9 protein-coding genes and 1 other RNA gene are annotated in these 10,249 nt (G+C 60.0%); 4 read left to right on the top strand and 6 right to left on the bottom strand.

The annotated features are described in order from the left end of the window. Window positions 1–728: 728 nt before the first annotated feature. Window positions 729–1,072, bottom strand: a transfer-messenger RNA (tmRNA) gene (ssrA, locus tag K2Y56_RS23830). A gap of 138 nt (window positions 1,073–1,210) precedes the next feature. Between ssrA and K2Y56_RS23825 the strand changes: the two genes are divergently transcribed. Next, the gene (locus tag K2Y56_RS23825; RefSeq protein ID WP_292513784.1) at window positions 1,211–1,393 is read left to right on the top strand and encodes a hypothetical protein; all 183 of its coding nucleotides are present in this window, start codon (window positions 1,211–1,213) and stop codon (window positions 1,391–1,393) included. A gap of 371 nt (window positions 1,394–1,764) precedes the next feature. Here the strand turns inward: K2Y56_RS23825 and K2Y56_RS23820 are convergent, their stop codons facing one another. The 4 genes from K2Y56_RS23820 to K2Y56_RS23805 form a co-directional block, all read right to left on the bottom strand. After that, window positions 1,765–2,322, bottom strand: a complete 558-nt coding sequence (locus K2Y56_RS23820) for a dihydrofolate reductase family protein (RefSeq protein WP_292513782.1) — start codon at window positions 2,320–2,322, stop codon at window positions 1,765–1,767. A 122-nt stretch (window positions 2,323–2,444) separates the two neighbouring features. Beyond that, window positions 2,445–2,933 (bottom strand): hypothetical protein, encoded by a 489-nt coding sequence (locus tag K2Y56_RS23815; RefSeq protein ID WP_292513779.1) that lies wholly within the window; start codon window positions 2,931–2,933, stop codon window positions 2,445–2,447. Between the two features lie 266 nt (window positions 2,934–3,199). After that, complete coding sequence (locus K2Y56_RS23810; RefSeq protein WP_292513776.1) at window positions 3,200–5,791, bottom strand: PAS domain S-box protein; 2,592 nt, start codon at window positions 5,789–5,791, stop codon at window positions 3,200–3,202. 596 nt (window positions 5,792–6,387) lie between these two features. After that, entirely contained in the window at window positions 6,388–6,855 is a 468-nt protein-coding gene (locus tag K2Y56_RS23805) for a hypothetical protein (protein ID WP_292513774.1), read from the bottom strand. 401 nt (window positions 6,856–7,256) lie between these two features. Between K2Y56_RS23805 and K2Y56_RS23800 the strand changes: the two genes are divergently transcribed. Both K2Y56_RS23800 and K2Y56_RS23795 read left to right on the top strand, forming a co-directional pair. After that, window positions 7,257–7,409, top strand: coding sequence for a hypothetical protein (locus tag K2Y56_RS23800; RefSeq protein WP_292513771.1), 153 nt, complete (start codon window positions 7,257–7,259; stop codon window positions 7,407–7,409). A 224-nt stretch (window positions 7,410–7,633) separates the two neighbouring features. Then, window positions 7,634–7,918: a hypothetical protein gene (locus tag K2Y56_RS23795; protein WP_292513769.1), complete on the top strand. Its 285-nt coding sequence runs from the start codon at window positions 7,634–7,636 to the stop codon at window positions 7,916–7,918. A 30-nt stretch (window positions 7,919–7,948) separates the two neighbouring features. On the opposite strand, the gene K2Y56_RS23790 is transcribed toward K2Y56_RS23795, so the two are convergent. Further along, entirely contained in the window at window positions 7,949–8,161 is a 213-nt protein-coding gene (locus K2Y56_RS23790; RefSeq protein ID WP_292513766.1) for a hypothetical protein, read from the bottom strand. A 233-nt stretch (window positions 8,162–8,394) separates the two neighbouring features. Between K2Y56_RS23790 and K2Y56_RS23785 the strand changes: the two genes are divergently transcribed. Further along, window positions 8,395–10,249, top strand: a 1,855-nt coding sequence (locus K2Y56_RS23785; protein ID WP_292513763.1) for an acyl-CoA thioesterase, incomplete at its 3' end; no start/stop codon positions are given.

Below are 10,249 nucleotides of genomic sequence, written 5' to 3'. Positions count from 1 at the left end.
ATAAGCCCGCCCAGTGAATCACACGCGATCCAAACCGCCTACCCCAAACGATTCAACCCGCCAGGGCACGGCTCTAGCTTGCTGCCTAAGCCGCCTTAAAGCCTTAAGCGGCCGGCGGCGAGCATCAGGCTGACCGCGCACGTTTCGACTAAGGAAGCGGTAACCACCACGGGCACTTAGCCGATGGTTTAGGCAGTCACCTCGCTTCGGGCTGCGTTTACCTCCCAGACACGAGCGATTTGGCGTCCTGGCGAGAGGAACGTTCATCATGCCATCGTTCTACGCTAGGGTTATACGCGCTCAGAAGCCGAGGCGGCTGCAGGGTTCCACCCGTTGTATGACGGAACGAGCAGGGCGATATGCGCGCTTTGCTGCATTCCGTCGGCAACCAAGACCCCACGAGATCTATCGCCGCGCTCTCGCCGCTATGGGGCATGTCGTGACTGCAAAAGAGGCGGAGGCTCTGTTCCTCGACGATGTTCGCCGAGCCTGAAGCTACACCCTGCATCTCGTCCTACCTGCTCGCCTATCCCAGCCGGCGATCGAACAGGGCTCGTTCTGCCTGCCGTCGCGCCCTAGGCTGGCCACCTTCAGGGAGCCATGAGCCGCCCCGTCCAGATCGTCCATACCCTCGCGGTCTTCATCGCGATCATGACCGGTGACGGCATGATCCTGAAGCCATCGGTGTGGATGTCTGTTGATTAAAGAAAGGTGGGTCCCGGAGCCGAAGCTCCGGGTTCTGTTTCGACGGTTACCCTACCGCAAGATGCTTACGCCGCGAGGCGGGCATCCATGACAACGTTATCGTTGGCATTTAGAGTTTTGGCCAAATGCTTGGAATAGGCAGAGCCTACGCCAAACCGGTCGAGTCCTTACCGGCGCTCTCGCGGTCCCTTTACCGTCCAGTCGATCCTATTTCGCCCCCATCAAAAGCGCATCACGATGCGTTCATGGTGGAGGCGCCGAGGTACTGCCCCCCGGGTCCTGCAACGTTATTATGAACCGGTCATCAACCGCATCTCCAAACTAGCGGATGAGCTGGCATTGGTCCAGCCGCTATCGTGGAACGTTTCTTGAAGGGGCGTCGCAATCGGTTGGGCCTGCAGGCTCAACAATCCAGCCTTGCCCCCTACGTCTTGGTAAGCCACCTTCGGGCGGCATGTCGTCCGAACACGCCTCTTACCCTTTCAAACGTGCCGCTATCATCGTCGTGAGTTTGCTGCTTGGCCTCGTGGCCATGGTGCTGGTGGGCGTGGCGATCGATGCGCCGGCGCAATCGGGAGGCATCGCAATGGCGACTGGCACCCTAGGCATCCCGCTCTTCATTGCGGGAGGTTTCGGCGCTCTCGTCGCTTTCGGCTCATGGGTCAACCGCCGAGACCAGCGTTTCTGAGCAAAGGCAAGCACTGTTCGTCCGTCAGGGATAGGCCCGCAATCTCGCGATGCTGATGCCCCTCGCCATCCCGGTCCTGATTGGGCTGGGCTTCTGGGTTGCCGGGACGCCGTTTTCGTCGAACTGAGCAGCCGCGCAATGAAGGCGCGTCGTGCCGTTGCTGCTCGGCCGAGGGATGCCGCGGCGATGTTGGGCATAGGCCGATCCACGATCGACAAGATGGTCGCCGATGGCAGCCTCAAAGCCCGCAAGCTCAGATTCGTCACCATAATCCCTCACGCAGAAGTAGTGGAGTAAATCTGACGCTTGGTACCCGTACCGTAACGTCCGAGAAGAATGGAAGCCGGACGTTCCAAGCTCCTCCATTGGGGTCAGCGTTCGCGCCGGTAGTGCATGGTGACTGCGCCATTGCGCAGCGGCTTCGCGGAGACCAGCTTGAGCCGTCGCGTATTGGGGAGCCCGCCCTGGTACAGGGTCGGCCCGTGGCCGGCGATCCTGGGATGGATGAGAAACCTGTACTCGTCGATCAGATCCAGCCGTTCCAGCTCGGTCGCAAGGTTGCCGCTACCGAGAAGCACGCCCGCCGGAGTCGCGTCCTTGAGCCTCTGCACGCCTGCTCGCAGGTCGTCCGTGATGTGGTGGCTGTTGATCCACGGGAAGTCCTTCCGTGTCGATGACACCACGTACTTCGGCTTGGCCTCCAACTTGACCGCCCACTCGCGTATCGACGGCGGCGCCTCCACCTCGCCGCGAGCGACCGCTGGCCAGTAGCTCTCCATCATCTCGTAGGTGATGCGACCCCACAGCATCGCTCCGCCCTCGTCCATCAGGCGGGTGAAGAACGCGTGCGTCTCCTCGTCGGCAATTCCTTCCTGGTGGTCGACGCAGCCGTCGAGGGTTACGTTCAAGCTGAAGGTCAACAATCCCATGCGGGGAGCCTACGCCATATGCTCAAAAGAACGGAGGGCTGTTGCTCTCGGTTGAGGTACAATTTCCGCTATAGGTTGGTAGCGGCCTCAGGACGTGGGTACCATCCGTCAGATTTTGACCGCTAGACGCTGCCGATGCTGGTGCCTGAACCCCCGATGGACGCGATCGACGAGTCTCCGTCTACCATCCTGGGCACCGGCTTCGCGACCATCGCGTCGCTGATCGTCGCTTGCCGATCAACCTGATATCGCCGGCCGTTCAGACGCTCGAGGTGGATGTCCTCGACGCTTAGAGCCAGATCGGGTCCGTGGTCATAGTCCCACCACCACGCGGGGTTTTGGCTTGGCGCCTTCTTGTAATCAACGGCCTCACGAAGAACGAGTCGCGGCCGGTATTGCCCATCGGCCTGCTCCTGCAGCAGCTCACGGAGCCGATCGCAGAAGGCGATCCAGGAGCTGCGGCCCGGCACGGTCGGGAAGATCCTCGGGGCATAGTCGTCGGTGGTGATCTCGCGCCAGGGGGGAGTCGGCAGCCATGCGCCGCTCTCCCTGGATCGCACCAAAGCCCCTCCCGATCCCAACTTGTCCTGACCCCGCGCCGCTCTGGCCATGCGGATAAGATCGCTCGCGGTGAATTCGTAAAGTGGCAGGTGACGTGTCCTCCCCGGTTTGGTCCCGAGGACCGGGCGGCCATTTCCAAGCCGGCTTGTTCGAAGAGTCAGGTCGCGGCTTCGCCAGAGACGATGCAGCCATGCTGCCGTCCTCAAGATGTCTTCGATCATCACGGCTCCTCGGGCAAACCACGTGGCCGGAGAAGACTGAGGCGTGGCCGTCCGCGACATTCTTAAAGTGCTGAACGGGCGCGCTAGGGGCGCACCTACCGCTCCGCCGCAATCATCGAACGGATGCGAGCTGCCATGGTTTCGATGGCAAAAGGCTTCGTCAGCACCGCCATGCCGGGTGCGAGATGTCCGTTGCCGAGAATGGCGTTCTCCGCGTAGCCGGTAATAAACAACACCTTTAGGTTCGGTCGGGTGACGCGGGCGGCGTCCGCCATTTGACGGCCATTCATGCCGCCGGGCAGGCCGACATCGGTAACCAGAAGGTCGATGCGGACATCTGATTGCAGCACCCTGAGACCTGCGACGCTGTCCCCTGCCTCGATGGCGACGTAGCCGAGATCTTCGAGAATATCTGTCACGAGCATACGCACCGTGGGCTCGTCGTCCACGATCAGCACCGCCTCGCCCTGTTCCGACCGAGGCAGATCCGTCACCGAGATCTTGCCGTCATCGGCCGCGACCTCGCCGTAGTGACGCGGCAGGTAGATACACACCGTGGTGCCCTGTCCGACTTCCGAATAGATCCGCACTTGTCCGCCCGATTGTTGGGCGAAACCGTAGATCATCGACAGGCCCAGGCCCGTACCCTCACCGATAGGCTTGGTGGTGAAGAACGGCTCGAACACCCGCTCGACGACCTCCGGCGGCATGCCGATGCCGGTATCGGTGACACTCAGGGCAAGGTATTGCCCTTCTGGAACGTCGTGCTGCCGGGCCGCTCTTTCATCGAGCCATTTGTTGGCCGTCTCGATGGTGATGCGACCGCCGTCGGGCATCGCGTCGCGAGCGTTGATGCACAGATTGAGAAGAGCGTTCTCAAGCTGTGGTGGGTCCACCAGAGCAGGCCACAGGCTGGCGGCGCCGATGACCTCAACCGTAATGGCGGGGCCTACCGTGCGTTGGATCAACTCCTCCATGCCCGAGGCGAGGCGGTTCACGTCGGTGGGCTTGGGGTCGAGGGTCTGGCGACGAGAGAAGGCTAGCAAGCGGTGGGTGAGAGCTGCTGCGCGCTTTGCGGCTCCCTGGGCCGCCATCATGTAGCGGTCCACGTCTGTGAAACGGCCTTGCTGCATCCGGGTCTGCATCAGCTCCAGCGAACCCGAGATGCCAGCCAGCAGGTTGTTGAAGTCGTGCGCAAGCCCACCGGTGAGTTGCCCGACAGCCTCCATCTTCTGCGACTGCCGCAGGGCCTCTTCAGCCTTGGCGCGGTCGGCAATTTCTGAAGCGACGCGATGCTCCAGCCGCTCGTTCAGGTCGAGAAGCCGCATCTCGGCAGCCTTGCGCGCTGTAATGTCGACAGCGGTGCCAATCATGCGGACGCACCGGCCAGTGCCGTCGAAGATGCCTCGCCCCTTAGCCGCTACCCAGCGGACGACGCCATCTTCCATGCCGATGGTGCGGTACTCGACATCGTAGAGCGGGCGCCGATCGGGATCGCTTGCGGCCTCATAAGCCGAGCGCGTCTTCTCACGGTCGTCCGGATGAACGCCCTTATGGAAGTTGTCCAAGGTCACCGGCACCTCCGGCGAGATCCCGAACATCGCCTTTACCCGCGGCGGCCAGAACATGGCTCCCGTCTGATGATCAACGTCCCACTGCCCGATCTCGCCGACCTCGATAGCGAGCCGCAGCTTCTCCTCGCTGAAAGCCAATCGTTCCTCGGCTTCTCGTCGCTCGTCGATGTCGATGACCGAGCCGACATAGCCAAGGAATTCACCGTCGGGGCTGAACCTTGCCGCCGCCGCGTCAATGGTCCAGCGGTAGGCGCCGTCCGCGCGACGTAATCGAAAGTCGACCCGATAATCGCGACGTTCGGCATTAGCCGAGACGAAGACCTGTTCTGCTGCCGGGCGGTCATCCGGGTGAACAGCGTTGAGCCAGCCATAACCTTCGCCAACGCCCGGCTCCTGTCCGGTGTACTCGTACCATCGAGCGTTAAGGTAGGTGCAATAGCCGCTCGGATCGGTCACCCACATCATCACCGGCGCGTTGTCGGCCATATTGCGGAAGCGCGCCTCGCTTTCGCGAAGCGCCGCTTGAGACGTGCGAAGCCTATCGATTACGACTTGCTGGCCGTGAGCGAGCTGATCGCGCCCCTCCGCATCGCCGCGCAGCCGGATCACCTCGCTGACGTCCTCGACGTGGTGGAGGATCAGGACAACGTTACCGTCTTTGCCAAGCACGGGCGTGTTAACCGGGGCCCACCACCGTTCGACGAAGCGCCCGTCCGGACCTTGCACGGCATAGCGCTGCACCGCCATTGCGTCTGTCGACCGCGTAGCAACCACACGCTCCAGCGAGGCAGTGAGATTGCGTACCCCATCGGCACTCGGGTCGTCCGGATCATCCGGGAAGACGTCGAACAGATGGCGCCCGATCTGTTCCTCGCGGGTCTTCCCCGTCGCCCGGACGTAGGCGCCGTTCGCGGCGACGATGGTCCAGTTGAGTGGAGCGACCACGAGGAGGGGTGTCGGCGACGCGTCGAACAACGCCTGGAAATCTGCGGACGGACCGGCACCGTGGGCTGTTTCCGTGAGCCGTCTTTCTAAGGTGTCGCTCTCCGCGTCACTCAGGTTCGTAGTACGGAATTGCTTGATGGTGGTCGCCGGCGGATCAGGTTCGTTCAAGGCGCTACCATCTTATCGAGAAAAGAGCTGATTCCGCTCTCAAGCACCAGCACGGTAAGGCGTGTCGGTGGTGCCTGCTACCAAGTTAGAGACTCGAGCCGCTACATACGTCGTCGCAGTGGACGGGCTTGGCATCAAGAAGGATCCTGCGCCCGGCGGGATGCCGCGAGTGTTCACGCCTGAACTGGCCGCGCGAGCTGGTTCGCCATCCTCTTCAGTGCAGACCTAATAGAGATGCTGCTTGGTGGCGGATGGATTTTGACCAAGTGCTCGTCCACAAACCGCTGAATGCGTCTTCCATCCAGCGAGCAAATGTTTTCCATCGCACGCATGACTAATAAACATACAGATGCATGATATGGTATGGCGGTAATCTTACTTGCAAGGCCTCGTCGTTCCAGCCTCCCTCCACATCGCATCTTTGACATGTTATTGCGAACAAACAAGTTTTGTGTACGTTCGCGCATCGGTAGGTGACAGGCATTCAAATTCATGCAGCTTCAGCTGCGAACTCTTCGTCGGCAACCTGATGGTCTCAGCCCGGTTGAGACCACATATGTTGACATTGATGCTGCAACTGCCGAGCAGGCGATCGCTCAGGCAGCATTGATTGTTGAAGCCACGCTGTCGGGCTGGACTGGGGTCGCCATGCTGACCAGCGACAGCGGAGCCTTGATATGGTCGATCCGCAAAGGCATGCCCAGACCGGTGGGGCAAGGCGATTTGACAGCAATCTGATCGGCTTCCAGATGCAGCGCTAAGTTCCGGCCGTCCTCGGCGGTTTGTGTAAGCCTCGGTGCAAGCCGCTCAATCCGTTGTGTCCATAGCCGCCACGGGGTGGCCAGGGGGAGGAAATTAGCCTCATCGAGGGCGAACTCCGGGTGTTCACCCTGCGCAACGGTCATGCGGAACGGCTCTTCACCTGGAGGGCCGATCAACACCACGGTAAGCGTGTTGATCCCGTCGTGCAGCCATGAGGTCACATCGTAGGTGAACCCATCCTCACCTGAGTCCATCCCCTCCAGCGCAGGCTGGGTGACCGCGTAGGTGTTGAGACTGACCATAGCACGGCTCCCCGCGCCCCACAGTGTGAGACGCAGCCGCTCCCCGGCTCGCATTTGCATGATTTGCCCCGATTCAAGGGCTAACGTGACTGGTATATAAGTTTTCCACAACGGGAACACATCGCGAACAGCAACACTCTGTTAACCCTGTGTCGGCACGGGCGCAGTCGCCGCGATCTGCGACTCGAAGGTTCTTCCCGATGGTACGAAGTCAGACACACGGCAGCGGCTCAGCTTTTATCAAAGCGTGACACCGAAGATGGGATATGGATGGCGATCCTTGGTTGATCGCGGCCATTCAGATGACCCCTGCTGTTCGGCAAGCGCCGACATCCCGTCCTGCATGGACTCCGTGCCCTACATGGGCTTCGTCTCGCGTGGGTCGCCACTGGGATCACTTCATGTCCGGCGTGGGACAGGCTTTAGGGCAAACGTTCCCGCCAATCTACGGAGAGCCGACGGGCCGGATGCTGATCGCGATTGCTGCTCTGCAGAGTTTGGACGTGATCAGCCTGACAGCCAAGGTCGCTGAGAATAAGGAAGCATTGCCGTAAAGTTCGCCTGCCCGAACCGTTATCTTCAACGTGCCACTTCGGGCCCAAGCGTGGCCATTTGCGGCCATGCCCGTCCGGCGCAAACACCGGTTCTTTCGAGGTAGGGCGCGGGTGGGGCTCGCCCACCCGGTCAGACCAAGACGGGTTTCGGCGTGTCCTATTGGAACGATCAGTGCCGATGCGGCGCTTTAGCTTAGCGGGTTGGGAAAGAAGCAGGACAAGGCGTGAATGAGAGTAGCCAGTATCGGGTAGAGATACCTTGGCGTGTTGTTGAGAAGCCAGACCACGTTGTCATCGAAGATGCTTCCGGTGTTGCCCTGGCGCATATCGCCATTGACCCAAATCGAAGGCCCGATGGCACACCCGGGCAGATGACACGGAGCGAAGCTTTGGCTGTAGCGCAGGGCATGGTCGCCGATCAGGATAGAAACGCGGCGATCCTTCGTGTATCTGAGATGATCGCAGCTAACCAGCGCGAGCTGAGCGGCAGAAGTCGCACATATCATTAGGTCTGGATAAGGCTTGCAAGGCGTTTACCGCTAGAAGCTGCCGCGGAGAGGATCCGGCGCGGCATGGTCATCGCGATCGCCATCTTGCCCGGTCTTCTCTTTGATGAGCCCCTCAAGGAGCGAGACGACCCCGAGCAATGCGACTTTACCCTCAGGCGATGCATCCTGGTTGTTGACCATCTGGCGGACCGCGATCTGCACATCCTGCAAGGCCTGCAGGTAGCCTACTTCGTACTCGGTCATCACTCACCCTTTCGTTGGCCGTGCCAGCAGGATCACCGTCCGCATCGCACAGCGCATTGAAGCTTGCATCTGCCATCGTCTGGAAGGTGACGATGAAGCCCGCGAGCATCGCGAACGTGCACAGGTCACTGTGCTTCACAAGGCCGTAGAAGCCGGTGGCCCGCAGGATGGTGATTTCCGGATGGCGCGCGAAGCGTTGCGCCACAGACTGAGGTTGCTCTGACTGAAGCGAAATGCCCTACGATGAAGAAAAACATATTCACGCGCAGCAATTTCTCATCTATAGTAAAGGAGAAATCCACAAAATTGTGATTAAAATGCAATCTAACTTGGGTCGTTCTGTCTCCTGGTCACCCACCGTTGCCCTGTCTTGGTTCTGGGGACTTGGGTTTTTCTATGCCATTCATGTAACTTTGACGAATGGATGGCTCGGATTTCTTGCATTCGCATTGCCGAACGCCATTGGGCTATGCCTGTTTGGTTGGATTGTCGGAGCGCCCCATAGGAGTCCTGAAAAAGTACTGGCGTCTATAGGCGCGAAATATACTACAATGTTCCTATTTTGCCAGATGCTTGCGGTCTCGGCCACAATATTTGGATTTGCAAAATATGCTTGGCTACCCATGTTTGGCCCTAGTGCTTGGCTTGGAATCGTGATTCTTATCCTGGTCGCATGCTCGATTGGACATGCGGTCCCGCTTCGGAATCTCAGGCTCCTGCATGTTGCCTATCTTGCCCTGGGAGTGGGCGCGTCGTCCATGGCGCTTGCTGGCTTCGCCCCAGTCCCGGAGGCCGGCAACGTTCCACTCGCCGCCTTCGACGAGCGCTTCTACGGCCTAGCGCTTCCAACCCTCGTCGGCTTTCTGCTCGGTCCCTGGATGGACGTGCAGCATTGGCAGCGAGCGGTGGAGATCCGCCGCCACGGCGGATCGATCCGAGTTGCCTACGTGGTCGGCGCTGGGCTGTTCCTGGTGCTCCTCACCATTAACGCCTTTCTCGCGGCGGCGGTGGGAACTGCTGGCAACATGGTCTCGGCAGACGGCCTCCCAGAGGCACAGCCGGCGGTGGCGCTTGCCATCGGCCGAAACCCTGTTGATGTCGTTGTGTTGGCCTTTACGGCGTGGACTATCATTGCCGCCGCCTCGACCATCGATAGTTTCTACGCCGCCACCCGTTGGCGCATGACTGCAGTCACAGCTCGGAGCACATCGCCGCTATTGGCTTTCATCCCAGGCGGGTTCATCGCGTCTCCTGTCTGGATCATGATTGCCTCCTTCGCCATTGCAGCCGCGATGATAGGGGCGAACCTGTCTCTTATGTACGTGATGCTGCCGTTCGCGTCATTCCTCGTCGGCGCTGCTGCCTGCCTTGTTTGCGAGACACTCGGAGCCCGCAGTCGATACGATGCGGCGCTCAGCTACATGATCGGCCTAACTGCTGCCCTGATCTTCGTCGCTGGCTATCTCACGCCGGTTCCGGCATTCTTGGCTATTGCGCCGCTCGTCGGACTCATCGGTGCCTTTCCGACGATGCTCGAGCTCTTCGGCTTCGTAGATAAATCCAGCTCAGTGGCACGAGTGCCAATTGAGGAGACGGTTTCTGAAACGGGATCCCCATCAGGAGCTGCCGTTCTGACCGTCGCGCGCGAAGATGCAGTCACCGCACACGGCTTCGACGGCCAATGGTTCATCATGCACATGATTCCGACGTACGACGATACCAATTCTGTCGGAAACATTTACTTCGCAAACTACGTGCGCTGGGTCGGCAAAACCCGAGAGCTGTTTTTCAATGTCTGCATGCCTCAGTTCGATTTGAAAACCACAAGCTTCTATGTTCTGACGAAATCGTTCACGCATGATTTCCGCCGGGAGGCGGGAGAGTTTGAGCCGATAACCGTTCGCCTAAAGATTGCTAGCCATAATCGAAAATTTGTGGTCTTAGCTCACGAAATTTACAGCCGAAATCACGGGCTTCTCGGCCGCGGCGAACAGTCTCTGATGTTCGTGGATATGCGTATTCCGACGAAGCCGGCCGGGGATTCCGATTTGAAGCCGGCCGTCGTTCCGAGGCGAAGCCGGCCACCAT

The organism is Methylobacterium sp., from assembly GCF_019745455.1.
Taxonomy (GTDB): domain Bacteria; phylum Pseudomonadota; class Alphaproteobacteria; order Rhizobiales; family Beijerinckiaceae; genus Methylobacterium.
This window is presented reverse-complemented; position numbering and strand designations above follow the sequence as displayed.

Excerpts from the sequence above, each read along its gene's own strand:
- K2Y56_RS23820 (WP_292513782.1), bottom strand. The coding sequence starts at position 2,322 with ATGGGATTGTTGACCTTCAGCTTGAACGTAACCCTCGACGGCTGCGTC.
- K2Y56_RS23815 (WP_292513779.1), bottom strand. The coding sequence starts at position 2,933 with ATGGCCAGAGCGGCGCGGGGTCAGGACAAGTTGGGATCGGGAGGGGCT.
- K2Y56_RS23790 (WP_292513766.1), bottom strand. The coding sequence starts at position 8,161 with ATGACCGAGTACGAAGTAGGCTACCTGCAGGCCTTGCAGGATGTGCAG.
- K2Y56_RS23805 (WP_292513774.1), bottom strand. The coding sequence starts at position 6,855 with ATGGTCAGTCTCAACACCTACGCGGTCACCCAGCCTGCGCTGGAGGGG.
- K2Y56_RS23800 (WP_292513771.1), top strand. The coding sequence starts at position 7,257 with ATGTCCGGCGTGGGACAGGCTTTAGGGCAAACGTTCCCGCCAATCTAC.